Source organism: Mycobacterium lepromatosis, assembly GCF_000975265.2.
In the GTDB taxonomy this organism is placed as follows: domain Bacteria; phylum Actinomycetota; class Actinomycetes; order Mycobacteriales; family Mycobacteriaceae; genus Mycobacterium; species Mycobacterium lepromatosis.
Genome location: NZ_CP083405.1, coordinates 70,043 through 96,139, shown reverse-complemented (window position 1 = coordinate 96,139; position 26,097 = coordinate 70,043). Strand labels below are relative to the sequence as shown.

General features: G+C 57.7%; 20 protein-coding genes and 4 pseudogenes. 13 read left to right on the top strand and 11 right to left on the bottom strand.

Annotation, left to right across the window (positions count from 1 at the left end; genetic code table 11):
• The first annotated feature begins 17 nt into the window (after positions 1 to 17).
• Positions 18 to 384 (top strand): annotated as a pseudogene (locus tag MLPF_RS00380) (metallopeptidase family protein).
• Between the two features lie 248 nt (positions 385 to 632).
• On the opposite strand, the gene MLPF_RS00375 reads toward MLPF_RS00380, so the two are convergent.
• Together MLPF_RS00375 and pheA are read right to left on the bottom strand one after the other, a co-directional pair.
• Positions 633 to 1,328, bottom strand: a complete 696-nt coding sequence (locus MLPF_RS00375) for a histidine phosphatase family protein (protein WP_045842223.1) — start codon at positions 1,326 to 1,328, stop codon at positions 633 to 635.
• On the bottom strand, positions 1,325 to 2,287 hold the full coding sequence (gene pheA / locus MLPF_RS00370) for a prephenate dehydratase (protein ID WP_045842225.1): 963 nt from the start codon (positions 2,285 to 2,287) through the stop codon (positions 1,325 to 1,327). The genes MLPF_RS00375 and pheA overlap by 4 nt, the downstream gene beginning before the upstream one ends.
• A gap of 176 nt (positions 2,288 to 2,463) precedes the next feature.
• On the opposite strand from pheA, the gene MLPF_RS00365 reads away from it, so the two are divergent.
• The 3 genes and pseudogenes from MLPF_RS00365 (at position 2,464) to MLPF_RS00355 (ending at position 4,671) form a co-directional block, all read left to right on the top strand.
• Entirely contained in the window at positions 2,464 to 2,682 is a 219-nt protein-coding gene (locus MLPF_RS00365; RefSeq protein ID WP_050038802.1) for a hypothetical protein, read from the top strand.
• A 530-nt stretch (positions 2,683 to 3,212) separates the two neighbouring features.
• Positions 3,213 to 4,148 (top strand): annotated as a pseudogene (locus tag MLPF_RS16690) (LCP family protein).
• A gap of 382 nt (positions 4,149 to 4,530) precedes the next feature.
• Positions 4,531 to 4,671, top strand: a complete 141-nt coding sequence (locus tag MLPF_RS00355) for a hypothetical protein (RefSeq protein WP_156146895.1) — start codon at positions 4,531 to 4,533, stop codon at positions 4,669 to 4,671.
• A 67-nt stretch (positions 4,672 to 4,738) separates the two neighbouring features.
• Here the strand turns inward: MLPF_RS00355 and MLPF_RS00350 are convergent, their stop codons facing one another.
• Genes MLPF_RS00350 through MLPF_RS00340 form a run of 3 tightly spaced genes read right to left on the bottom strand, consistent with a single transcriptional unit; the run spans position 4,739 to position 6,759 of the window.
• Entirely contained in the window at positions 4,739 to 4,885 is a 147-nt protein-coding gene (locus MLPF_RS00350; protein WP_237817223.1) for a hypothetical protein, read from the bottom strand.
• Between the two features lie 21 nt (positions 4,886 to 4,906).
• Complete coding sequence (locus tag MLPF_RS00345; protein ID WP_045842222.1) at positions 4,907 to 5,719, bottom strand: glycerophosphodiester phosphodiesterase; 813 nt, start codon at positions 5,717 to 5,719, stop codon at positions 4,907 to 4,909.
• A 5-nt stretch (positions 5,720 to 5,724) separates the two neighbouring features.
• Positions 5,725 to 6,759 (bottom strand): DUF4328 domain-containing protein, encoded by a 1,035-nt coding sequence (locus MLPF_RS00340; protein WP_045842220.1) that lies wholly within the window; start codon positions 6,757 to 6,759, stop codon positions 5,725 to 5,727.
• A gap of 638 nt (positions 6,760 to 7,397) precedes the next feature.
• Here MLPF_RS00340 and MLPF_RS00335 point away from each other — a divergent pair.
• Complete coding sequence (locus MLPF_RS00335; protein WP_045842219.1) at positions 7,398 to 8,021, top strand: superoxide dismutase; 624 nt, start codon at positions 7,398 to 7,400, stop codon at positions 8,019 to 8,021.
• A gap of 202 nt (positions 8,022 to 8,223) precedes the next feature.
• On the top strand, positions 8,224 to 8,757 hold the full coding sequence (locus MLPF_RS00330) for a hypothetical protein (RefSeq protein WP_045842218.1): 534 nt from the start codon (positions 8,224 to 8,226) through the stop codon (positions 8,755 to 8,757).
• 271 nt (positions 8,758 to 9,028) lie between these two features.
• Here the strand turns inward: MLPF_RS00330 and MLPF_RS00325 are convergent, their stop codons facing one another.
• Positions 9,029 to 9,187: a hypothetical protein gene (locus tag MLPF_RS00325; RefSeq protein WP_193386702.1), complete on the bottom strand. Its 159-nt coding sequence runs from the start codon at positions 9,185 to 9,187 to the stop codon at positions 9,029 to 9,031.
• Positions 9,188 to 10,150: 963 nt separating this feature from the next.
• Between MLPF_RS00325 and MLPF_RS00320 the strand changes: the two genes are divergently transcribed.
• The 4 genes from MLPF_RS00320 (at position 10,151) to rraA (ending at position 12,830) form a co-directional block, all read left to right on the top strand.
• Positions 10,151 to 10,549, top strand: coding sequence for a helix-turn-helix domain-containing protein (locus MLPF_RS00320; protein ID WP_045842221.1), 399 nt, complete (start codon positions 10,151 to 10,153; stop codon positions 10,547 to 10,549).
• 184 nt (positions 10,550 to 10,733) lie between these two features.
• The gene (locus MLPF_RS00315; protein WP_045842216.1) at positions 10,734 to 11,450 is read left to right on the top strand and encodes a DUF6474 family protein; all 717 of its coding nucleotides are present in this window, start codon (positions 10,734 to 10,736) and stop codon (positions 11,448 to 11,450) included.
• Positions 11,451 to 11,961: 511 nt separating this feature from the next.
• Positions 11,962 to 12,327 (top strand): Rv3852 family protein, encoded by a 366-nt coding sequence (locus MLPF_RS00310; protein ID WP_045842215.1) that lies wholly within the window; start codon positions 11,962 to 11,964, stop codon positions 12,325 to 12,327.
• 29 nt (positions 12,328 to 12,356) lie between these two features.
• The gene (gene rraA / locus MLPF_RS00305) at positions 12,357 to 12,830 is read left to right on the top strand and encodes a ribonuclease E activity regulator RraA (protein ID WP_045842214.1); all 474 of its coding nucleotides are present in this window, start codon (positions 12,357 to 12,359) and stop codon (positions 12,828 to 12,830) included.
• 81 nt (positions 12,831 to 12,911) lie between these two features.
• Here rraA and MLPF_RS00300 read toward each other — a convergent pair whose 3' ends face one another.
• Positions 12,912 to 14,387 (bottom strand): flavin-containing monooxygenase, encoded by a 1,476-nt coding sequence (locus tag MLPF_RS00300; RefSeq protein WP_175266284.1) that lies wholly within the window; start codon positions 14,385 to 14,387, stop codon positions 12,912 to 12,914.
• A 77-nt stretch (positions 14,388 to 14,464) separates the two neighbouring features.
• Between MLPF_RS00300 and MLPF_RS16015 the strand changes: the two are divergent.
• Positions 14,465 to 15,056 (top strand): annotated as a pseudogene (locus MLPF_RS16015) (TetR/AcrR family transcriptional regulator).
• An 839-nt stretch (positions 15,057 to 15,895) separates the two neighbouring features.
• Here MLPF_RS16015 and MLPF_RS00290 read toward each other — a convergent pair.
• Positions 15,896 to 16,042: a hypothetical protein gene (locus tag MLPF_RS00290; protein ID WP_162196843.1), complete on the bottom strand. Its 147-nt coding sequence runs from the start codon at positions 16,040 to 16,042 to the stop codon at positions 15,896 to 15,898.
• A 15-nt stretch (positions 16,043 to 16,057) separates the two neighbouring features.
• Here MLPF_RS00290 and MLPF_RS00285 point away from each other — a divergent pair.
• Positions 16,058 to 16,909, top strand: a pseudogene (locus tag MLPF_RS00285) (LLM class oxidoreductase).
• Between the two features lie 343 nt (positions 16,910 to 17,252).
• Here the strand turns inward: MLPF_RS00285 and MLPF_RS00280 are convergent.
• From MLPF_RS00280 to MLPF_RS00270, 3 genes are all read right to left on the bottom strand, one after another.
• Complete coding sequence (locus tag MLPF_RS00280) at positions 17,253 to 18,719, bottom strand: glutamate synthase subunit beta (RefSeq protein WP_045842211.1); 1,467 nt, start codon at positions 18,717 to 18,719, stop codon at positions 17,253 to 17,255.
• Positions 18,712 to 23,295 carry a glutamate synthase large subunit gene (gene gltB, locus MLPF_RS00275; RefSeq protein ID WP_045842210.1) on the bottom strand — a complete coding sequence of 1,528 codons (4,584 nt, stop codon included), beginning with the start codon at positions 23,293 to 23,295 and terminating at the stop codon, positions 18,712 to 18,714. The genes MLPF_RS00280 and gltB overlap by 8 nt, the downstream gene beginning before the upstream one ends.
• A gap of 1,124 nt (positions 23,296 to 24,419) precedes the next feature.
• On the bottom strand, positions 24,420 to 24,905 hold the full coding sequence (locus MLPF_RS00270) for a hypothetical protein (RefSeq protein WP_156146893.1): 486 nt from the start codon (positions 24,903 to 24,905) through the stop codon (positions 24,420 to 24,422).
• 233 nt (positions 24,906 to 25,138) lie between these two features.
• On the opposite strand from MLPF_RS00270, the gene MLPF_RS00265 reads away from it, so the two are divergent.
• The gene (locus MLPF_RS00265) at positions 25,139 to 25,600 is read left to right on the top strand and encodes a hypothetical protein (protein WP_237817221.1); all 462 of its coding nucleotides are present in this window, start codon (positions 25,139 to 25,141) and stop codon (positions 25,598 to 25,600) included.
• The last annotated feature ends 497 nt before the right edge of the window (positions 25,601 to 26,097 follow it).

Here is a 26,097-nt window from a genome sequence, read left to right as displayed (position 1 = left end):
TCTGGAGTATTAGCCGAGTGACTGCGCGGATAGACCCGCAGCGGTTTGACGAGCTGGTCTCCGATGCACTAATCCACTGGACCTACTGACGGCCGCGATGACCAATGTGGCCGTGCTAATCGCCGATAGCCACCTGCAGGACGACGACCTACTCGGACTGTACAAAGGGGTGGCATTGACCGAGCGGGACTCCGACTACACTAGAGAACTGCCCGACACCATCACGATCTACCGTGAGGAGTTGTTGGATGGCTATGATTCCGACGAAGAAATCGGCGACCAGGTAAAAGGATCTACGAAATCGCCCACCACTTCGGCGGCTATGACGATCAACTATACCAACTGGGCTGGATCTTTTCACTCTGCAACGAGCATGGCCCGTAGTTGTCTGAGCCCGGTGCTATGAACTGCTGATGAGCGACGACTACCGCGACCGCCGGGCAAGCGTGAATCGACGCCATGGAACAGTCATCAGCTATTCAATCGGCTAGCTACTAGACCAACCGGAATGCATGGAGGCGGACCACGTAAGCCCCGAGCGATTGCCAAACAGCTTCGTGACGTTGACAGCTATGCGGGTACCGGCTATAGATACGCTGAATTGGTCGCGCTCGCGATGTGAGCAGGTCCGATCAGCCCAGTGGGTCCCTGCCCAACGTCACAACGTGGCTCACCAAGGTGGCATCGGGTCGGTGCGGGGGAGGGTAGAAGGGGGGCGTCAAGGCTCCCCACCGCACGCAGCTCCACCGACCGTCGGTGACGGGTGCCAGCACCACCGACTCGGCATTATTAACATGGTTTTCCAGCGCAAATTTGCCGTCCACCCCGGCCAGCACCGCAGAGACAAGCCGGATCGCTGCGCCATGGCTGACGACGAGGACGTCTCCGTTCCAGTCATCGTCGTCGAGATAGCGCATGCGTAGGTCGACCAGTACCGGCAGATAGCGATCCAATACGTCGTTGGCGGTCTCGCCTCCAGGCAATGGCACATCGAGCTGACCATGATGCCAACGGTCGTAGACGGCATTAAATTCGGCAATCGCGTTGTCATCGTTACGGTTTTCTAGCTCACCGACCTGGACTTCGTGGATGCCAGGAACCTCGCGGATTGGCACATCGAATTCGGCGCCGATCACCGCAGCCGTCTCCGAAGCCCGGATCGCCACCGAGTGCACAAGCAATACCGGCCGCCTAGCCGCCTGGGCGAATACCCGAGCCTGATTACGACCGAACGGCGTCAACGACGCTCCCGGTGGCCGGGTGTCTAACCTGCGCTCGACATTGCCATAGGACTGGCCATGTCGTAGCAACACCAAACGACCGCTCATAGCTTGCCTCCCCGTGGTTCGGCAGCCTGATCGGGTTTGCCTGCACGCAGCCTGGCCAACCAGCACGAAGCCTCGTCCAGCGGTGGCGCTAACACCTTTGGACCGGTAGCCAATTCTACCGGCCAGGAACCAAGATAACACACATCCGCACAACGACGGTGTAACGCCTTGAGTGCCTCGGCGACAACACCATCATCGATGTGTCCAACGCAATCCACGAAGAACAAGTAGGTGCCCAGTTCGGTGCGGGTCGGCCGGGATTCGATTCGGGTAAGATCGATGCCGCGGCTGCCGAATTCAGCCAGTGCGGCCACCAACGCTCCGGGCACGTTGTCGATGCGCAGCACCGCTGAAGTACGATCGGTTCCGGTGCGAGCCGGCGGTGGCCCCGGCAGGCCAACCAAAACGAAACGAGTCCGGGCGTTGGGTTCGTCGACGATGCCGGCGGCAATAGCCGCCAACCCCCAACGGCTGGCGGCCAGCGGTGACGTCAATGCGGCATCGACCTGGCCGTAAGCAACCTGCCGAGCTGCGTCGGCGTTGGAATAAGCCGGCCGCAGTTCAGCGCCAGCTAGATGGGTAGCGAGCCATTGCCGCACCTGCGCTGCCGCCACTGGGAAGGCCGCCAACGTGCCTATGTCGGCGGCGGTGATGCCGGGTTTGACAACGACGCTGAACTCCACATCCAGCGCTGTCTCAGCGAACACTTGCAGCGGCGAACCGATGACCAGGCTGTCCAACGTGGGTGCCACCGAGCCGTCGATAGAGTTTTCGATAGGCACGCATGCGTAATCCGCAGCGCCGCCACGAACAGCGTCGAGCGCGGCGGGCGTACTCTCGGTCGGCAACCGCCGTAAGCCGTCCGGGCCGGTAGCAGGAACCAGTCCGGCGGCCGTCATCCTGAGCAGCGCTGCCTCGGTGAAGGTTCCTTCAGGACCGAGGTAAGCGATGCGGGCCACACTCACAACCCTAGTGGCGCCGAATCGACCAACCACTCTTGCAGCCTCTAAACTACCTAGATTTAGGCATCTCACTATCTAGCTTAATGTAGGCTTAACTAATCAGGGGGTGGAAACGCTGACGAAATACGGGAGGGTTCGGGTCAATCACGTATACGCGTTACGGCAAAGTGTAGATGCGTTCGCTGGGAACACCAGCACGCACTGTCGGCCGCTTTGACCAGGATAGTCGACCTGATCACCACCAAGAATCCGAATCCAGCGTGCTGCAAGTGGATACTCCGATATCCGATCGTGACGACTGGGAGGACCCTCGCTACACGCTGATGCAGATAGAGATCGCATCAGTGGTGGTCACCGACACCTCCATCCAGTGCCAAGTTCATCAGCGTTGAAGCTTTGCTGCATGAGCGCGACCGATCCGTTCGACGAAATCGAATCACCCTTATCCTGGCACCTGGCAACCACTCACAACGAAGTGGTCGCCCGATTGATAGACCAAGCTTCCAGGGTAGCTGCGACACGGCCAGGTGCGCCCATTGGGCCTGGGCCCCGTTACCGCGTGCGATTCCGCTTAGAAGGCAACGACGGTGGACCGAGATCCGGCTTGCCTTTCCATAAGCTAGTCAACGACATGACGGGGCGGAACCAGGCTATCCGGGTGTTACTGAGCTGACCGTTTCGTAACGGGCTGCGGGGCCAACGGTAACTGATGCTTGACCAGTTGTAAGCCGCTTTGCCGGATGGCAGGTCCAAAACCACGTAAATTATCCAAGTGAACAACAACTGATCACCAAATATTCGACGGCACCGAAGACCGATCCTGTCGCCGGAAACCCGGCCGAAGCCCCCGCAGGTAATTCGTCGCGAAACCGGTCCACCGGCGGTGGAAACCACGCCGCTGAGGCCGGCTCTCGTCGTGCCCATGCTGCTGATCAACCGGTTGCTCGTCTCGGGCGGCGTTGTCGCCGGAACTCTTTGGTTTGATACGTCACTGCACCGTGAACCGATACTGACGGACTACCCCAACCGACCAGCCGCCAGCCATGGAACCAACTGGCTGCTCGTAGGTTCGGACAGCCGTCAAGGCCTGACCGCCGAGCAAAAGCAAGATCTGGCCATCGGCGCCGGGATCGGCAGTGGCCGCACCGACACGATGTATGTTGGTACACGCGCAGGTGCTAAGCTCGAGTAAGCGAGTGACGATGGTGTCGATACCGTGCGATTCGTATGTGTCGATCCCAGGTCACGGTTACGACAGAATCAACGCCGCATTTGGGATGGGCGGCGCCCCATGCTGAGCCAGACGCTGGAGCAGGCTATCGGTCTGCGCTTGGACCACTACGTCGAGATCGGCTTCAGCGGATTCGTTAGCCTTGTCGACGCGCTCGGAGGCGTCACCCTGTGCCCGGACGAGCCAAGCACCGATCCGTTGGCCGGCCTCGACTGGCCAACTGGCGGCCAGCAGCTGGACGGCCGCAAGGCGCTAAGCTACGTCAGCACTCGGGCTACACCGCGGGCAAACCTGGACCGAATGGTCAACCAACAACAGTTCGTGTCAGCGCTGCTGCACCGCGCCAACAGCCCTGCGGTGTGGCTCGATCCGTGGCACTGATACTCGGTGCCACAAACGGTTGCCAACGCACTCACCGTGGACCAGGGCGATCACGTGTGGGATCTGGCCCGACTCGTCTGAGCAGTGCGCGGATCCCCTACCACGCTGACCGTGCCAACTGGTGAGTTAACCACCAATGAGGCCGGCTCGGTGGTGGTGTGGAACCATGACGCGACCCGTTAATCGTTCGACGCGCTGGCTTTCGACGCCCTGCTGTCAGAGCACACCATCTACGGGCGGCAGTAGCGGCCGACTACCTACCCCGATGTCGGTCACAACATCAATACCGGCCCAATAAACCCAATAAATTCGCATACTTAAACGTAACATAAGTTCACTTAGAAAAACTTATTGGAAATATTTAAGGACAGATTAATCATAGCTAGGAAAAATTTATTAGGATTAGGTGGGATCTTCGCTGCATACTATATACTGCCCGATTTATCGTTCCGTTATAAGCTATTATGGCAGATGTTTGGCTAAATTTATTTGGGTTACTTCAAGAACATATCTACCACAATTAATCGGAATGTAAAATATCTGGCTATCGCAGTTTATTTTGATAGCGCTGATTTGCCGGAATTAACGAAACTTTTACAGCTAAGCGGTCGGGTTAAGCAATCAGGCGATGATACTGGTGCAGCGTCTGCTCAACAGTGACATCCACGTCGAAATCCCCGGAATGGACACGGCGCGCAATCGATTCGACAAACCGCGCGACGTGTTAGCTCAGGAATTAGAGCAGGACACGCTGCCACCGAGTATGTGAGCTGGCTCGCTGTCATAGCACGCGACGAGGCGGACTAGCTGAGCGAGCGGTTTACGCAGAGTTTCCTTCAAGAGCAGATTGAAGAATTCAACTTAATGATTAGCCTAGCATAGATCGCTAGTCGCTCCGGAGCCAACACCTGCTCAACCTCGGGAACTTCGTCGCCCGCGAGATGGGCTCGACCACCAACCGGCTTAGGGGCAACTAACGCCACCAGTGGCCACCTGTCATCGAACTAACAGGTGCGCCCGTTCTGCAACCACGCCTTTGTGCGACCTGGGTACCGAGTGGCAATCCAAGCCACACCGATATTACGACAGAAATCGATGTCGTCGTAATCGTCAACACTCCAACAATATACCGCCCGGCCTTGGGCGCCAGCGCGGTCCACGAGTTTCGGATATTCCTTCAACGCCAGCAGCGAAGGACCGACGGCAGTAGCCCCGACGGCGGTAGCCGCGCCGCTAGTCAGATAACGGCCGGCTCTGCCGAGCAAAACTGTGGGCAGCAATGGTGCGGCTCGCCGGACCCGCCAGACCGCGGCCGCCGAAAACGACATCACGACCGCCCGGGATCGGTCAGCGGATGCGGGTGCAGCGATACCGAAGCGGTGCAGGAGTGCCAGCAACTTGCTTTCCACTAGCGAGCCGTAACGGACGGGGTGCTTGGTTTCGACGAAGATCTTCACCGGTCGATGCCAGTCCAGAACCAGCGAAACAAGGGCATCTAGGGTAAGCAAACCGGTATCACCGTGAGTACCGTCCGGACGCCAGCTGTTGTGCCACACACCGTATTCTAAAGCGCGCAACTGGGCCAGCGTCATCGTGCTGACTAAACCGTCGCCTGTCGAGGTTCGGTCCAGGCGGCGATCATGCACACAAACCATATGGCCGTCACGAGTCAGCCGCACATCGCATTCCACGCCGTCGGCGCCCTCTTTGAGCGCGAGCTCATAGGCAGCCAGAGTATGTTCCGGGAGAACAGCCGACGCACCGCGGTGAGCAACCACAAATGGATGCCCGGATAATACCTTGTCGGCCCCCATCATAACCACTATGCTGCCGGTTCCTGCCCTTCTAACTCAACTGGGTCTGCAGATGGGTGCACGACAGAGCAATCTAAGTCTACCAACACCCAGCGATGTGCGGGCCGTTTGATTGGTTTGCAGTCGAACCCCTCAAAGACCCGGGCAACGGCAGCCAGCGAAGCTGCAGCAAACATATACGCAAACACCATCGCAACGGTGTTGTTGGCGATGCCCTGAGCATCTTTAGCCCAGCTGGTAATAACGGCAACGATCGAAATCGCGTAGCTGAAAGCCCAAACGATCCACCACACGAAGATCGGCTTCTGCAGCTGGGGGTAGTAATTTTCCATCAGGGCCAGTTCGATGACGTACACCGGAGCCAACAACAGATTGGCCAGCGGCAGCAGGCACCCAGCCATTAACTCCCGGGTAGAACGCTGCTCCGGTACGGCATGGTGGACATATGCGGCAGCCCGCCGCGCGATCAGCCAACGGGTCAACACCACAACACACGCCAGCTCCGCGGCGATCGCGAACAAACTGGCAACCACCCCAAGCCAGTCCACAGTAGCCGCCACCCAAAAGTTCAGCAACGCATTCCGGTTGATAATCAGCAGCACATACCGCACAACGTAAACCAATGCCGCAAGAACAAACACCAGCATGGACACGAACAGGGTGGTGCGCACCTTCGCTAACGACGGCACCGGTTTCAGGGGTGCTTGTACACCCGTGGGGACCTGGTCAACGCGGTCCGCGAGGCCCCAACGCGGCATCACGGCGTAACGCGGGGTCGGGATGTGGTGCCGCCGCCGGCGTCGGTTCGGCGGTGCCGCACCGGGGCGCACCGCTATCCACCGGAAGCCCGGGGGAGTGCGCTGCCAGCCGAGAACCTCCGGCGCAGTACCCGCCGGCAAGCCAATATTCCAACCCCGCCACTGTACAGCCGTTGGCTTCTCCGCCTGGGGCACCATCAGGGCCCCGCGACAACCGAGACACCATTCGCGTCGCCGTTCGCGAACATTCCATCGAGTGCCGCACTGGGAACACACCTGGATCACCAGACTAGCCTACTGGAAATCGATGCGGGCCACGCTCGTTGCAGAGCGAAAAGATCCAGCCCAGCAGGTACTCGAAGAAAGAATGAAAGGGTTTGCCGCACTAGCCGAGCAACGACACGCCATCGATGACCCGGCGATGGGCACGCCATATAACTGCCGAACGCGCCTAGTCCATCGAGCATCCGCAGATTCACTACCTCGCAATGCATCGATGTCTAGGCTGGTTTTCAAGCCGTGACGAAGGCATTATGATCTCGATCACCACAGTTGATTGTGACCCACCTCACTGTGAAGTGGTGGGTGTGCTGACGAAGGACGTGTGATGGCCATATCCTCTCTCGGTCCAGGTTCGACGGCTCCGTCGAATTCGTATTCTGGTTCTGGCTCGCCTGCTTGGAACTACTCCTACAGCGTCGCTGCACTAAGAGCCGGGCTCATTGCACTGGTACTGCTGGCAGTTCTCGCCCTCATCGTTTTGTCTTGACTTCACCCCACCAGATATCCGAAGTATCTACCCTCAGCGGTAGTTCTTGCGGCGTGCGCGATCATGGAGCAACGTTGACTACGCTAAGTCGCCGCACGGATCAACCGTGCGAGTGAGCGGCACACGATCTACCAACGTCAAAGGAAGGAACGCCGTGGCTGAATACACCCTGCCCGATTTGGACTGGGACTACGCAGCGCTGGAACCACATATCTCCGGTCGGATCAATGAGATCCACCACACCAAGCACCACGCCGCATATGTCAAAGGTGCCAACGACGCGCTTGCCAAACTTGACGAGGCACGCGCCAAAGACGACCACTCCGCGATTTTTCTAAACGAAAAGAACCTGGCCTTTCATTTGGGCGGCCACGTCAACCACTCTATCTGGTGGAAGAACCTCTCGCCGAACGGTGGCGATAAGCCGACCGGCGGGTTAGCCGCTGAAATTGATGAAACGTTTGGGTCGTTCGACAAATTCCGCGCTCAATTCAGCGCAGCCGCCAATGGCCTGCAGGGGTCGGGTTGGGCGGTACTCGGTTACGACACGCTCGGCAGCAAGTTGCTTACATTCCAGCTTTATGACCAACAGGCCAACGTCCCACTCGGTATCATTCCTCTGTTGCAGGTCGACATGTGGGAACATGCTTTTTACCTGCAATACAAGAACGTCAAGGCGGATTACGTCAAGGCTTTCTGGAATATCGTAAACTGGGCGGATGTGCAATCACGTTACGTAGCTGCAACATCTAAGATGCAGGGAATGATATTCCACTGAATCCATCTTAGTCAGGTTTGAGCGTCGCGCGAATCGCACGGCGGCCTTAGCTTTTAGTGGCCCTTTAATTTGGGTACTTAAGTAAACGTGAACACGGGTAGTCGTGTCGAGTTGCACGCCGATGAAAGCGAAGGCATGCTGAATTACTCGAGCCAGTGTGGTTACTCGGACGGAGGATTGAGACGGTCCGGCGGAGGGCGAGATGGAAACTGGGTCAGGTTTGCCTATCGGGGTTGCCCCTTTCCATTCTCGTGGCGCCCTGAAGGGGTTTGTGATCTCGGGGCGATGGCCTGATTCGACGAAAGAATGGGCCCAGTTATTGATGGTCGCAGTCCGGGTCGCGTCATTACCCGGCCTGCTGTCCACCACAACCGTCTTCGGCGCACGCGAGGAGTTGCCTGACGAACCCGAAGCAGGCACCGTTGGCCTGGTGCTAGCTGAAGGCACAGTCTTCGGTGAATCAGCTATCCAGCCAGGATATTTCGCAGACCACCAGCCGCCGGCATTGCTGATGCTGCATCCGCCTTCAGAAACGATGCCGTCATTGCCGGAATGCACGGGGGCAGCGTCGGGGTGCGTGCTGCTGCCGGGATTGCCGTATTTGGGACTGGAGCACCGAGCGGCTTGGGTGGAGGCAGAAGCTGACGGCACCATCACCTCCATGGTGAGTCGCGTCGGCGTCGATCCAATCAACCATCCCGACACAGCGATTCTTGCAATGTTGCTTGCCGCATAAAGACATTTAGACGCAATGGTTCGGGCACGGAATCGCGTGGGCCCGAATTCATCGCCTTCCTAGCGCCCACCGGATTTGCCCACTAGTCTGGGGCGTTAGCGAAGAAGGAGAGTAGCCCAATTGTCGAGTCGACATACTGGCAAACAGCCCTGCCGGAGAACCGGTAAAATCCGATGGGCGAGACCTTTAACCGATGTTCGAGGACTAACATGGTTATCTAAGATGTGCCGAAGGGGTCGTGTTTCATGCTCGGCCGGCACGCTGTTAAGCCTCAGAGGGCTTCCTCGCCGAATTCAGTGACAGATCTCAGCTGATCACCATGAACTGCGCGTTGCGCTATATAGTGATGAGTGATGCTGACCGGGGCGGCGATCGCCGCGTTCATGGTGCACAGCGTATCGGTGCCGATCAACCATTTCCTGGGCGCCACGCTGTTCCAGCGCCTTACCGGTGGCCTTGGTCTCTGGCGGATGTTTTCCCAGCTTTTGCGGTGTGGGCTTGGCGGGAAGGCGCAGTCAAACAAGGCAACGCATTGCCTACTCGAGAAACGTGATTCGTGCTTCTCACTATTGGTATCGTCATTCGTTGCTCACCGAGATGAGCGACAAAACGACGTTGGCGACGGTAGCATTGGCCAGCGACCACAATGGAGCAGGCGTATGTACCGGCCACCACAGTGAGGATGGTGTTAGTCGATTGCCTGGCAATCGGTGTGAGGATACTGGCTACACCAGCGGCTGGGCGAGTAGTTGCTGCACGGACTGGCGAGCCTGCTAGTTCCTACCGTTCGGCTTGTGGCTACTGCTAGACAACACGCTGTGGAGGCGGACCCGGTAGCAATCGGCGTGAAAGCGGCTGTAGCGCTGGCAACGGCAAGTGTAGGTATGTCGCAAATTCTGCGTCGGCGCCGAACAAAAGCAGAAATCGCTGGGAGACCACCGGGTGCCGACTAATATGCCGTCGGCACCCGAGCCGATCACCAAACCGTGTCTATACAGTCTCCACCGGGAGTAAAGCAGCGGTGGCAAGGTCCACGAAGCCCAGCCCCAGGCCATTCGAAACCGACTGGCTAAGTCTGGGCAGCAAAAGTAATTCATAGCAAACTTCCGTTGTCTGCTGGTTGCCCGGTTTCGAGCATATTCGCTCCACGATCTTCCTAGGGCCCGCGCCGAGCAAGAGGAAAAGTAAATGCCACTCGAGTTCTCGAGGTAGTTTCTGCGGATAACCTGAGAATTTGGTTAACCTTGTGGACATCTCAACGTCTCAGTTGCTTGCTCTGCAGGGATTGTGTCACTGTCCACTGGAAACACCATTACGGAATCTATTTGGGTTTACACTTATACTTATTGACTTGACAACCGGTCGTTCTTTCAGCTCGGTGGAGGTCATATCGATGAGCACGACATTTGCTGCCCGCCTAAACCGCCTGTTCGACACGGTGTATCCACCCGGGCGCGGGCCGCACACCTCTGCCGAGGTAATCGCAGCGCTCAGAGCGGAGGGCATCACCATGTCGGCTCCTTACCTGTCACAGCTACGTTCCGGTAATCGCACAAACCCTTCGTCAGCCACAATGTCCGCCCTTGCCAACTTCTTCCGCGTAAAACCGGCCTATTTCACCGACGACGAGTACTACGAAAAAATCGATCAAGAATTGGCATGGCTGGCCACCATGCGTGATGAAGGCGTGCGCCGGATCGCGATGCGGACCGTCGGATTGTCTGCCCAAGCTCAGCAGAACATCGTGGATCGAGTCGACGAGTTACGACGTGCGGAACATCTTGACGTGTAGGTCAACTAGGCGGACAGCACGGCACTCATCTCCGATAGCTCGCCTACCGGTCTGTTGTTGCGCGCTGCCCTTCGTTCCAGTGCGACCGGGCGTCCTTGCGCCGGCTCATTCCGATTAGAATTGACTCACCGATCGGCGCACACGCACAGCGATAGTTCACAAGATACCGAGAGGCGGTGCGGGGATGGGACTGTTCCACCAACGAAAGAGCCGCGCGACGCGTCGCGCCGAAGCCCATGCGATCAAGGCCCGCGCCAAACTTGAGGCCCGGCTGGCCGCCAAAAATGAAGCTCGCCGTCTGAACAACGCCCAGCGCACCACCGACAAGGCCCTCAAAGCCCAACTCAAAGCTCAGCGAAACAGCGACCGCGTGGCTCTAAAAGTCGCCGAGGCAGAACTCAAAGCAGCCAAGGAAGGCAAGTTGCTATCGCCGACTCGGATCCGCCGGATGTTGACAGTGTCTCGGCTGCTGGCTCCGATCGTGATGCCGTTGATATATCGCACAGCCATAGCTGCCCGCGCGCTAATCGACAAGCGTCGGGCGGATCGGCTCGGCATCCCGCTAGCTCAGATCGGCCAGTTCTCCGGACCCAGCGCGCGGCTGGCGGCGCGCATCGCCAGATCCGAGCAATCGGTGCTGGTCGTACAAAAGAAAAAGCCAAAAGACGCCGCGACCAAGCAGTTCGTCTCCACGATCACTGAACGACTCATCGATCTTTCGGCTGCTGTCGCCGCCGTGGAGAATATGCCGGTCACACGTCGCCGGGCAGCACATTCCGCGATCTCATCGCAACTCGACAGCATCGAAGCAGACCTTATAGCACTGCTGGGGGTTGACCTGACCACGTCCACGGTTGACAACCGGTCCGTAACACACTCGACACGGAAGGCGGTGACCTGATATGTCCCCCTTGGTACGTATCAAATGAGGTGGGTCAGCCCGTTGCTGGTCGCCATGGCGTTCACCGCGTCCCCGACTTACACAAGTTGCATCCGTGCACACTTGCGAGTCCGATGGCAACGTGTGGTCTATCGTCTACACGACCAGTGTGGGGCGCGGTTGCTAACGTCAATGTGCAACCGCGTGAGCCGGCCAGCAGCTCCCCGGTGCACTACGGGGTGACGTCTTCCGATGGCCAAGTGGTATTTCCAAGTCGTGGCCGTTTCGACAGACGGCACCTACCGACACAGCCGCATCAAAAGCCGCTGCCACAGATTCGGGCAGTGATATCTTGGACTGGACGTTTGGTGTGGTCATTGTGGCCTTCGGGGTGCTGCGAGGGCACGGTGGGCAGTACGGCGCAGGCCGTAACGGGGCTGACAAACGATACGCCCAAGCGTTTGCTGGCATGATAAAACTCGAGCATTCTATGACCTGATATGTGACGAGAAAGCTGCAAAGGAGCGGTCGCATGGCAGACCCACAAAATCCACCTAACAGCGCACCCGACGGAACATCGACACCGCCGGCCAAGAAAGTACCCACCAAAGCCGCTAAAGCACCGGCCAAAAAAGTTCCACCTAAAAACCCCAATCCCACACCACCGCAGGCAGCCAATCAACCGCCTTGTCTGCAGCAGCGAATCGAAAATAACGACCAACTTGATGTTGCTAAAAACGTTGCGGAACAAGCGCAGTCAGCCGTAGAGAGCGCTAGCAACCCGGTCTCCAACAGCGCTGGGACGCTGGAAGCGAGCAATTCGCCGGTGGCCCTGGTGACCGCGCTGGCACTCAGTCTACTGGCCCTGCTGCTGATCCGCCAAATGCGACGTCACTGACCGCCTACCGACAGACCAAAGTCTCAGCAGTGACCGTGTTATTTCGGCCAACCGCCGACCTCGTCGACAGCATCGAGGCCGACGTACGCAGCTGCGATCTTCAGTTCCGCCAGTTCGGCGGCTGTTCGGAATTCGCCGGACAGATCAGTACCGTCCGTTGTTTCCAGGACAATGCGCTACTCAAATTAGTGCTCGCCCAGGCGAGTGCGGGTGGAGTGCTGGTGGTCGACGGCGCCAGTTCCCTGCACACCGCCTTAGTCGGTGACGTGATCGCCAAATTAGCCCGCTCCAACGGCTGGGCTGGCCTAATAGTCAATGGCGCAGTACGAGATTCGGCCGCACTGCGCGGTATCGACATTGGCATCAAAGCGCTGGGCACCAATCCTCGCAAAAGCACTAAGATCGGCGACGGGGAACGCGACGTCGAGGTCAACCTGGGTGGTGTGACGTTCGTGCCGGGAGAAGTCGCCTACAGCGACGACGACGGCATTGTCGTCGTCTAACTGTAATGACCCCCGGCTTAGCTACTATGGCTGGATGGTTACGACCAACTTCTTCCAGCTCCGCCGCACTTGCTATCGCCACTAAACCGTAACGGGAGCAGTCTTTTTAGCGAAACGGAGTCCTTCGTCAGCGATCTTGCCGCATCGGATCAACCGAATGTCACGCAGGTAGTTCTGGTTTAACCGCCACGGCGTGCGGGAACCCTGCTTAGGTAACTCATCAAGCGAGCGCAGCACGTAACCAGGGGTGAAATCCATGAACGGCCGCTCTCCGACATCGGAACCCGGATGCTCCACTACCACAGCTCCAAAATCGTTGGCTTCCATATAATTTAGCAGCCGACAAAAAAATTCCGATACCAGGTCTGCCTTAAGCGTCCATGACGCATTAGTGTATCCTACCGAGTAGGCCATATTGGGCAAGCCCGACAGCATCATACCCTTGTACGCCATCGTCTTAGTGAGATCCACCGGCTGTCCGTCAACGGTTGCGATAGCACCACCAAACAGCTGCAGGTTCAATCCCGTTGCAGTGATTATAATGTCGGCCGACAACTCATTCCCCGACTTGAGCCGGATGCCGGTCGAGGTAAACTGTTCAACGGTATCAGTGACTATATCGGCCACACCCTTGCGAATGGCTTGGAACAAGTCACCGTCAGGTACCAAACACAGCCGCTGCTCCCACGGGTTGTAGTGCGGACCGAAGTGCCTCTGCACATCATAGCCCTTGGGAAGCCGACGCGATACGTGGCCCAACAGGATGTTTCGCATCTGTTGCGGCCACTTCTGACAAGCTCCGTACAGGACCAATTGCCGCAGGATATTCTTCCAGCGGACCGCAGTGTACGCATACTTGTCGGGTAGCCATCGACTGAGCCTGGCGGCAATTTTGTCCTTGGCCGGCTGAGAGACGATGTAGGTAGGGGAGCGCTGCAGCATCGTTACGTGCTTGGCACCCGAATTCGCAAGCGCAGGAACCAAAGTGACTGCAGTGGCGCCGCTGCCGATCACGACGATGTTCGTAGCGGCGTAATCGAAATCCTCTGGCCAGTGCTGTGGATGAATAATCGGACCGGTGAAATCCTCCGAGCCAAGGAAGGTCGGCGAATAACCCTGCTCATAGTTATAGTAACCGCTGCACAAAAACAGGAATGAGCACGAGATCATGCGGATCATGCCGTTGTTTTCAACCTGCACGGTCCAGCGGTTTTCCATACTCGACCAGTCGGCGCCAGTGACTTTGTGGTTAAGCCGAATGTACTTGTCGATACCACGCATGGCGGCAGTGCTCTTGACGTATTCGAGGATGGACTTACCGTCGGCAATCGCTTGACACTTGGTCCATGGACGAAAGCGGAAACCCAACGTATACATGTCAGAGTCAGAACGAATGCCAGGGTAACGAAACAAGTCCCAAGTGCCACCCATGGCGGCACGCTTTTCCAGGATGACATAGCTCTTGGTCGGACAACGATCCCGCAGGTGCCAGGCTGCGCTCACGCCGGAGATACCGGCGCCCACGATGACAACATCCAGGTACTCGTTCTCAGTCATGACAGCCATGCTATCAACGCTGTGTCGAAGTCGTCAACGTTGCGTTGACAGTCTCGACGTGGAGTAAGCTACCTGTCGTGACCGCTTCCGCTGCCGACCAAACTTCGCAAAGCCGGGTTCGGCGCAGCACACACCCGTCCGGTGACGACCGCGAACTGGCACTCCCGGGCCGCCGCTGAGCAACTTCTTGAGGACCGACCGCTTACCGAAATCTCGGTCTATTACTTCGCCAAAGGTGCCGGCATCTCACGACCAACATTCTACTTCGCTTCCAAGGAAGCCATGCTGCTGACACTGCTGGACCGCGTGTTTAACAAGGCGGACGGCGCCATCGAAACCCGCATCAAAAATCGAAATATGAAACGCGGCAATAGGTGGCGCACCGGGATCAAGCAATTCTTCTAAAACTTTGGATCCCACAAAAAAGCAGTGACCCGTGCGAGCTAAGTCGCCAGAGACAATGTCGAGGGCCGGGAATTGTGGTCGACCTTCATTCAGAAGTGGATCGCCTACACAGCCAATGTTGTATAGAGGCCGAACGCAAATGCGATGCGGAACCACACACTCACCCTACCCGTCACAGAATTGGACCGCGCTCAACCTGATGAACAAGCAGGCGCTGTTTTTGCCTCGTTCACCACCAACCAGCCTCACTTCCCGGAGTCCTAGGTGCTCGACACCTTGGTACACATCTGGGCCAGCAATATATCGCTAACCTCCTCACACCCCCATGTGAACACCTGTTTCGTGCGGTGTGAAGCGTCCACCCTGCATGCGGACCTGGGTTTAGTTCTACACGTCCGTCGAACAGCATTGGGTCGGTAACCGAATATCGGCCGCATAGATCGACGCGGTGGTGGTCACACCGATCGATCGAATCAAAGGCAAGATGCTCGTTGCAGCGAAGCGCGGGACGGACAAGTGTTGACGATCCGGTCAACGAGAACGCTCGTGGTCCACAGCGCGCTGGGCGACCATAGCCAAAACTATCGGGGCGCGTGTGCATCAATGCCGATGCTGAACACGCATCCGATGTCCAGAACCAACCAGGGCAGCAGCGTGGTCGTCAAGGTGATCAGGACAGGAGTTGATTTCCACCGCGATGCCGTACGGGTTAATACCGCCTTAGGCGGTGAACGTCACCTCTATAATCAGCGCGGCGAACAGCTACCAGAGCGGAGGCCCCAACACGTTAACGTGGTCGTTGCAAAACGGTGAGCACCTGCACCGGGTCATCGAGACCGAATGCATAGGCAGTTTCAAATGCACGCTGTCAACAACGATATCGAGGCACTCCAACAAGCTCGGAGTCCGATGCAGATACACATCCTCGCGCCGGCCAGCGCGGCACCGACGGCCAGGATTGTCCGCAGTAGAACGCGATTCGATCAAAGGGTCGAGTTCACGAGCGACTTAATCTTAGACAATGACTTTTGCGGTTTTAAGTCCAGTTCCCGGCAGCGTCTGCCAGCTGTTGGCTTGATCGTGACGTTCGTGTGCGACGTCTTCTAGGTACTCAACGATGTCGGCGCCGTTACGATCGCCATCATGCGTCTGGAATCGTAGAGGATCCGGTCCTCGTAGTAGACAATCTGCCGCCGTGCGGTCACCAGATCCACAACATCGGTGTGCCGTCCAGTCCGCGATGTCAACACCTACCGGCGGGATGCATACGCTTCGCCTTTAAAGGCGCACCACAACATACCAAGTGGGCTCAGATGCTGGCCTTCTGGCAGACGACCGACGACATCAAAGCATTTAAGTCTGGGGTAGGACCCTTCTACCATTTCTATTCGATCTTAACCGATAGCGATGGGTTCTGCTCGGAGGGCTGGCCCACGCTAACCGCGCTCACGCAGGCCACCACCCTGCTGCGACTGGGGTACACTGGTCACTGGAATTCATTACTGCCACCACGCAGTGTTAGCCCATATAGGCTGCCCCACCAAACATTATCTCCAAGCGAACGACTCGAGCTGGAGATCGGCGCCAGCAGGAACGAACAGGAGTCCGACGCATACGAAATCGCGTAACACTTCGACCGATGCAAGCAAGCATGTCAGGTGCTAACCAACTTCGACGGCAAATACTGCCAGTTCAACATTACTCGCAACAAGCCCAAAGGCCCACAGCGCCCTCATCCACTAATCCGTATCGGCAGCAGCGGAGAGAAACACGCCTTGTGCATCACCGCGTGCTTATGCTCAGCACTGAAACTTCGTTGACGGCTCAAACTTAGTCGGTGGCACACCCAAGGACGTTCGTGCACAAGCCGCGACATGCTGGCCGCCCACTGTGCAGACATCGAACGTGATCCACACTAGATCACGCTGTCGGCTCACCTTCGACTGGAACCAGAACACAACTACGGGTCAAGTCGTCGAGAACGCGGCCGCGCTGGCAGTCGAAAGTTTGAACCTGGGTGTTGTATCACAGCCCCGCCGCACAGCGACGCCATCTTGGAACCACTAGCAGAGGGACTCCGGGACTCGAGTCTGCTCACCTCGATAACAACTCGATAAAGTTGAGCAAACGTCCGGTACACTTAACGGCCTTACAGATCTACGGTGTCAAACCCTGAGTAGCTGCAGTTCTTCAGCGGTGACCAAACGCTCATGTTTGGCGGGAAAACCGTGACTCTTGACCGGGTGTCGAAGCCAAGACCAGGTGATTCTTACCACCCGCGACCGAGGTACTGGTTTGATATGCACAGTTATTACTCCTGCGATCGGCCCGTTCAGACGAATTCCACAGCGATTCATTGTGTGACGCAACCACCAACAGATAATTAGACACCCGTTACCTGGCAAACGGCGAAAGACCCGCCGAGCAATTATATTCCTGTTTCTAGCGTAACTGGTGCCACTACTGAAGCGGCGCAGACGACGGCTTGACGGGTGCCGGCAACGCGGTTGCACCCATCAAAAACCGATCCACAGCCGCCGCTGCAGCCCGACCCTCAGCGATCGCCCAAACGATCAACGACTGACCACGTCCCATGTCGCCCGCAACGAAAACACCAGGAACCGAAGTATCAAAGTCGGCGCCGCGGGCGACGTTGCCGCAATCGGTGAACTGCACGCCAAGGTCGGTGAGCAGGCCCGGCTTTTCCGGACCAACGAATCCCATAGCCAGCAACACCAGATCAGCCTCGAGCTCGAAAACGGAATTCTCAACCTTGACGAACTGGCCGTCTTGCATCGTCACTTCATGAGCCTTGAGCGCGTGCACCCGCCCGTTCTTGCCTACGAACTCCTCGGTGTTAACCGAGAAAACCCGCTCGCCACCCTCTTCGTGCGCCGGCGATACCCGATATATCAGTGGATAAGTTGGCCACGGCGTGGACGCAGCGCGGGCATCCGGCGGACGCGGCATTATCTCGAACTGGTGCACGTTGATCGCACCTTGCCGGTGCACGGTACCCAAGCAATCCGCCCCGGTGTCGCCACCACCGATGATGACTACCTTCTTGTTCTTGGCAGTGATAGGCGGCTGACCGTCGTCTCCGAGGACGTCATCTCCCTCCTGGACACGGTTGACCAAGGGTAAGAACTCCATCGCATGATGAACGCCATCCAACTCACGTCCCGGAATGGGCAGCTCGCGCCAAGTGGTGGCGCCGCCGGCGAGCACGACCGCATCAAAATCAGCACACAGCTGCTCAGAAGTGATGTCGACTCCAACGTTGACGCCGGGCCGGAATTCGGTGCCCTCAGCCCGCAGCTGGTCTAACCGCCGCTCCAGGAAACGCTTTTCCATCTTGAATTCTGGGATACCGTACCGCAGCAACCCGCCGATGCGATCGTCGCGTTCGAAGACTATTACGCGATGACCCGCACGGGTAAGCTGTTGGGCAGCAGCAAGTCCAGCTGGCCCCGAACCCACCACGGCAACCGCCTTACCGGTCAGCTGCTGCGGCGGCAGTGGTCGCACCCAACCTTCGTCGAAGGCCTTGTCGATGATCTCCAGCTCGATCTGCTTGATCGTCACCGGATCCTGGTTAATGCCGAGCACACACGCCGACTCGCATGGCGCCGGACATAACCGACCAGTGAAGTCGGGAAAATTGTTTGTGGCGTGCAGACGTTCAATCGCGTCGCGCCAACGGCCCCCACGCACCAAGTCATTCCATTCCGGGATCAAGTTTCCCAAAGGACACCCGTTGTGACAGAACGGAATACCGCAGTCCATGCAACGGGATGCCTGATTCCACAAAGTCTCTTTATCGAATTCCTCATATAATTCCTTCCAGTCTCGCAGCCGTAGCGGGACAGGCCGTCGCCTCGGTAATTCTCGCTGTGTGTATTTCAAAAAGCCAACCGGATCAGCCATGTGCCGGCTCCATGATCACCCTGTCTACATCCACACCGTCGCGTTTAGCTAAAGCGATAGCCTGCAACACCCGCTTGTAGTCCTTCGGCATCACCTTGACGAAGTGTCGTTGCTGCTCGGACCAGTCGGTCAAAATCCGTTGACCAACAGCGGAATCGGTAGCGTCTACATGCGCCTGTATTATGGCATACAGCCAGTCTGCGTCATCGAAGTCAAGGGTCTCGAGTTCAACCATTTCGAAGTTCAGGTTGGCCGCAAGTTCGCCGCCGGTATCATAGACATAAGCCTCACCGCCGGACATGCCGGCCGCGAAGTTACGGCCGGTGCGGCCAAGGATGACTACCTTGCCACCAGTCATGTACTCGCAACCGTGATCACCCACACCCTCCACTACCGCATGGGCCCCGGAGTTGCGAACCGCGAACCGCTCGCCTACAGCTCCGCGCAAGTAAACCACACCGCTGGTAGCGCCAAACAGAATCACGTTGCCGCCGATAATGTTATCTTCGGCAACATAGTCCAGCGGCACATTATCGGACGGACGCACCACAATTCGTCCACCAGACAGGCCCTTGCCGACATAGTCGTTGGCATCTCCGTAGACACGCAGAGTAATCCCCTTGGGTACAAAGGCGCCAAAGCTGTTGCCCGCGGAGCCCTTGAACGTGATTTCTATGGTTCCATCTGGAAGTCCTTGCTCACCAAAGGCTTTCGTTAATTCATGACCGAGCATAGTGCCTACCGTGCGATTGATGTTGCCGATAGTTGTAGAGAATCTAACCTGCTTGCCGGAATCCAGCGCTTCCCTACTAATAACTATTAACTGCTGATCGAGCGCCTTGTCCAGACCATGATCTTGGCGCGAACTGCAGTACAAGTCCTGGTTCATGAATGCCGAATCCGGCTCGTGCAACACCGGTGTCAGATCGATACTGTGCGCTTTCCAATGCGCCCGCGCCGACGTCGCGTCAAGCGCACCCACCTGACCGATCACCTCATTGAAAGTTCGAAAGCCCAACTGTGCCATATATTCCCGAACTTCTTCAGCTATGAACATGAAGAAGTTCTCGACGAACTCAGGCTTGCCAGTGAACCGCTTGCGTAGCAAAGGATTCTGGGTAGCGACGCCAACCGGGCAAGTGTCTAGATGGCATACCCGCATCATGATACAGCCAGCTACTACCAATGGAGCCGTAGCAAAGCCGAATTCTTCAGCACCGAGCAATGCAGCGATAATCACGTCACGACCTGTCTTGAGTTGACCGTCTACCTGGACCACGATTCGGTCGCGTAATCCATTAAGCAATAATGTCTGCTGGGTCTCGGCCAACCCCAGCTCCCATGGCGCACCCGAGTGCTTCATCGATGTCAGCGGGGTCGCGCCAGTACCACCGTCGTGCCCCGAGACCAGGACCACGTCGGCATGCGCCTTGGATACCCCCGCAGCCACCGTGCCCACCCCGTTTTCCGAGACAAGCTTGACATGAACCCTAGCCGACGGGTTCGCATTTTTCAGATCGTGAATCAGCTGAGCCAGATCTTCGATAGAGTAAATGTCGTGGTGCGGTGGGGGGGAGATCAGGCCAACACCGGGGGTGGAGTGCCGGACCTGAGCAATCCAAGGGTACACCTTCCGCCCCGGCAGTTGTCCCCCTTCACCGGGTTTTGCACCCTGCGCCATCTTAATCTGGATGTCAGTGCAGTTCGTTAAGTAGTGCGAGGTAACCCCGAACCGCGCAGAAGCGACCTGTTTGATAGCGCTGCGTCGCCAATCCCCATTGGGATCGGGCTCAAAGCGGGTGGCATCCTCGCCACCTTCGCCACTGTTTGATCGACCACCCAGACGGTTCATCGCAATGGCAAGGGTCTCGTGCGCCTCAGCGGAAATCGAACCGTAGCTCATCGCTCCCGTCGAGAAACGCTTAACGATTTCACTCGCAGGTTCGACTTCATCCAGCGGAACCGGGGGACGCGCATCCGTACGGAATTTGAGTAGTCCACGCAGTGAAGCCATCCGCTCGCTCTGGTCATCGACGAGACGAGTGTACTCCTTGAAGATCTTGTACTGTCCACTACGCGTGGCGTGCTGCAGCTTAAAGACAGTCTCCGGGTTGAACAGGTGGTATTCGCCTTCCCTGCGCCACTGGTATTCCCCGCCAACTTCAAGTTCGCGATGCGCGCGTTCATCCGGCCGGTCCAGGTAGGCCAGCCGGTGGCGGACTGCGACTTCAGCAGCTATGTCGTCGAGGGTGATTCCGCCTGTTGGGCAACTCAACCCGCTGAAGTATTCGTCCAGCACGTCTTCAGAGATGCCGACTGCCTGGAACAGTTGCGCACCGATGTAAGAGGCTAGTGTCGAAATACCCATCTTAGACATTACTTTCAGTACACCTCGGCCAGCAGCCTTGATATAGTTGTTCAACGCTGTCTTGCGGTCTATTCCATCAATGACACCTCTGTCGAGCATGTCCTCGATCGACTCGAACACCAGGTAGGGGTTGACCGCCGCCGCGCCGAAGCCGATCAACGCCGCCATGTGGTGGACCTCTCGGGCGTCACCGGATTCCACCACAAGACCCACATGGGTGCGGGTACGGTCACGCACCAAATGATGGTGTACCGCCGCAACGGAAAGCAGCGACGGGATCGGAGCCATCTGCTCGTCGGAATTGCGATCGGACAAGATGATGACTCGCGCGCCGTCAGCGATCGCCGCCGATGCCTGCGCGCGCACCTTAGTCAGCGCGTCAGCCAGCCCAGCGCCGGCATCGGCGACTGGATACAAACAGTTCACCACTGTAGACCGCATGCCATGCGGGCGTCCATTGATCTCGTCGGCAGGGTCGAGGTTGACCAGCTTGGCCAGCTGGTAATTGCGCAGAATCGGCTGTGGCAGCCAAATCTGGCGACAGGAGTTTTCATCGGGGCTGAGCAGGTCACGCTCACCCCCGGTGGTACCCTGCAAGCTAGTCACCACCTCCTCGCGAATGGCGTCCAGTGGCGGATTGGTCACCTGAGCGAAGAGCTGGTGGAAGTAGTCGTAAAGCATCCTGGGACGCTGAGACAGCACCGCAATCGGGGTGTCGGTGCCCATAGACCCAATCGGTTCGACACCAGCACGGACCATGGGTGCTACCAGCAGATTGAGTTCCTCGTAGGTGTAGCCAAAGGTCAACTGCCGCATGATAAGTCGATGATGCGGCATCCGCACGTACTTGCCGGTCGGCAACTCATCAATTGGAACCAGCCCTTTGTCAAGCCATTCCTGGTAAGGGTGCTCGGCAGCCAGTTTAGCTTTGATCTCTTCGTCAGAGACGATGCGCCCCTGCGCGGTGTCAACTAGGAACATCCGGCCCGGTTGCAGTCGCATCCGGCGGACCACTATAGACGGGTCCAGATCCAATACGCCGGCCTCGGAAGCCATCACCACCAAGCCGTCGTCGGTGACCCAGATACGCGACGGGCGCAAGCCATTGCGGTCGAGCACGGCACCCACCACAACACCGTCGGTGAATGTCATCGACGCCGGACCGTCCCACGGCTCCATCAAGGAAGCGTGGTACTGGTAAAATGCCCGTCGCGCAGGATCCATCGATTCGTGGCGTTCCCAGGCTTCAGGGATCATCATCAGCACCGCGTGGGCCAGGCTGCGCCCGCCCAGGTGCAGAAGTTCTAGCACCTCGTCAAAGCGCGCGGTGTCGGAGGCACCCGGAGTGCAGATCGGGAACAGCTTCTCCAGGTCAGCTTTCGACCCAAAGATGTCGGTCTTCATCAACGCCTCGCGAGCCCGCATCCAGTTCTCGTTGCCAGTGACGGTATTGATCTCGCCGTTGTGGGCAATGCGCCGGAAAGGATGCGCAAGCGGCCAGGACGGGAAAGTATTGGTGGAGAACCGGGAATGCACGATGCCCAGTGCGCTGGTCAGCCGTTCATCTTGCAGGTCCCGGTAGAACGCTTTGAGTTGCGGAGTGGTGAGCATGCCCTTGTAGACGAACGTCTGGCTCGAGAGGCTTGGGAAGTATATAGTTTCGCGTCCCGGACCGTCCTGACCGGGACCTTTGGTGCCGAGTTCGTGCTCGGCACGTTTGCGGATCACGTAGGCACGGCGTTCTAGCGTCAGGCCGGTGGCCCCCGCCATGAACACCTGACGGAAGGTGGGCATTGCATCACGGGATAACGCACCTAACGACGAAGGGTCGGTGGGCACGTTTCTCCAACCCAGTACATGCAGCCCCTCGGCCACCGCGATTTTCTCCACCGCGGCGCAGGCAGCCGCGGCGTCTTTGGACGACTGCGGCAAAAACGCAATGCCGGTGGCGTAGCTGCTCGCAGCGGGGAGCTCAAAATCCACGACTGCCCGCAGGAATGCGTCCGGGATCTGAACAAGGATGCCTGCGCCGTCACCACTGCGCGGATCAGCGCCCTGCGCACCACGATGCTCAAGGTTAAGCAGCGCGGTAATCGCCTTGTCCACAATATCGCGGGTACGCCGACCGTACATGTCGACTACCATGGCTACTCCGCACGAATCGTGCTCGAACGCCGGGTTATACAACCCGACGCGCTTGGCCGTCATTCCTTACCTAACCCTTCACCAGAACGTTCTGCGTGGCCCTCATCAACGGCTCCGGCGAAGCCCTGCCTGGAAGCGGCAGACTCGACTCCTTCCGCCTTATCGCTAGCCTGCTCGTCAGGCGGAGATAATCCGATTGGCTATCCGTCCGTGCAACACTGGGCGGTCGCCCTGTAACCGGTACCGACAAATCGTAAAACGATTATGACAAAACCCGCGTGACATGCCAACTTTCCTAATACTAGCCCGCCGAAGTACGTCGGCGTAAAGTCGTCACAGCTGCCGATCACCACTGTTGCGACATGTCGCGCAGCGATTGGCGTTCTATCCGCGGTTGGCCGAATCGCGGCCGTTCAATGGACCATACAATCAATCCGTTTAAACAAGTTTGCCGCTACACCGATGGGCGCCCAGTACCACGATCGTTCGAGTCGCAGAACCGGATGAACCGAACAGCTTTGACAGGATAAAGCCTGGCAGAAATGCCGCTGGCATCACCCACACCTGCGCTCAGGACATGGCGAATAAGTTGCAGCGACACACTAGGGTACCGCCGCTGATTTTGCGCAAAAATAATAAAGAGTTAAAATGAACTAATAAAAATCTAAATATAGCTATTAAGACACTATGGGCGGCGTTCCGTCAATCAGCGAACCATCCTATGACTGATCCTGGGCAGACACTGGTCGCGAGTCCGACGTCGGTAGCTGGTCGCGGAGTTCATCAGTCAGGAGCGGCCCGCAGTCAGGCGGTGGCATGGGGTCGACAGCCTGGCACCTGGGAGAACCATAAACTAGCACAACCAATTCAATTCTTGCGGGATCGTTTGTGGTCCGGCGGGTGAGACGCCTCGATCACACGACCAGGCCAGTCCGTAGTCCAGGAATCCGCAGATGTAAGTGAACCCCGGCATTTCCGTCAGGGCCTACCCAGATTTCTGCACGAACCGCCCTGCCCCGCCACCGGACTGCTCCCCACCTAATACCTGGTCCGCCGGCAACGCGGCCACCCAAACTGGTCGCCCGTGGCCAAAATCGACCCGCCGCCCGCACCGAATCTCTGGGACGACACTGTCGTTCTAGCAGACGGTGCCGCGGTGACACCCACCGACCACAGTTGGTGAAGAATCACCCAGTCGGTGACCTCGGCCAGGCAGCGCATCGGCAATTGCGCAACGCGCGGCAGCCCAGTTCGTGGCGGCCATCCAGACCACCCCTGACGGCAACCAACCAGGTCGGGGTGCTGAGCAAGAGCGGCGTCAGAAAACGTAGGTCGCTACCTGTGTCAAATTGATCCTCGCCGAACGCCACAAGTAGGACCACATCGTAGCGAGTGACGCCGGTGCAGCATTCGGCCGACTTAACGGTAGAATCCATCCGCAAGCTGGCGGCCCGTTCTGGGATCCGATCGCTGACCAGAACCGGTAGTCTTTCGTGGAAGTGATTGCACGTATCGGCATGAATTTCGCAGTCCTGCACGTACCTCGGCGGCGAACCAGCCACCGGTCCACACTGAGTACTCGACCCTGCCATCGACTGGGAAGCCGCATGACGACTGGACCAGCATTTCACAATCTCGGTCGTCCACTGCCGCTCAACCCTGGACTCCACCATCCTCCGGGAAGTCCCTACGCGATCTGGATGCGCTGATCGTGGTGACCTCGTCGTGAGAGGATAGGGCTTCGGTTACGGTAAAAACGTTAGAGTGGTTTGTCCGATCATGGCCTAAAGAATTTCCTGCAACGCAGTATATGTGATGCTCAAGGAACAGACTGAACACAACAATCGCGGTAACCGGTACGACCAAAAATGGTAGCTAATCTCCTCGTTGCCGAACGTGAACGATGATGTCGAGCTGCAACATACGCGCTATCGTACGAACACCAAAGACCGCCGAGCTTCCCGATGGCGTGGAGATGTTGGCCTCGGCGAACGACGCGTTACCGAGAGCGACGATGGCCTTCTTCAATTACCGCGCCAAACGAGGACCTGTCCAACGTAGTGACCCAATCAGTGCGCGCCGAGGCCACCCCAAGCAGGCTGTGCTGTCGGCTATAAACGCCGGCAACGACTTCTCGCTGCGGGCGAACCGATTTCGCGGGGACGGCAACAAAAAAGTCGAACAGTTGCCCGTCGACTCGAGCCTAGCATGGGTAAACTCGCCACCCACGATTTTTGCCATTATCTTCGCCGGCATGCGGTCCACGCAGATACGTGGCAGTGATGTGGTAGCCAAGCCCTGGGTGGAGGCCAAGGAACCCGACGTCGGGATTATGAGATTTTCGCCCGAAATAGGTTGGGACCTGTAAATTCCTACCTATTTATCTACCCGGGCTAGGTGAACATACCGGTCTGGGGAACCCGCTTTCCAGCGGCTTACGCCAATGAAGTCTCAGCGTTATTGTGGGCCAAGTATCCGAGGTTTGATGCCCACCAGATGATCAATCGGGTTTTGCAGAAAGCACGCAAGCTGGCAGGCTGGGTAGCCACCCAAGTCAGTCTACAGTGCCGTAGATTTCGTCGGCCGCGATAACTTCTGGTGTGCCTGTGGAGTAAATGATTCCACTCGCGGCTTCGGCTCACGTAATCCAGTAAACCGCGGTAGCCACCCTCTTCGACTGCCACGTTCGCAATATGGTTCTGGTATTAGCCAGCCAGATTAGAGCCGCCGTCGTAGTGGCTTCGCTAATTACTCGAGTTCGGCGAGAGCAATAACGGGTGCGATCAAAGTCGGAGATCATCTTTGTCTCTATCCTGGTAGGGATAGATGGTGAGTGGATACATTTGGTACCATCATAGCTTTTGG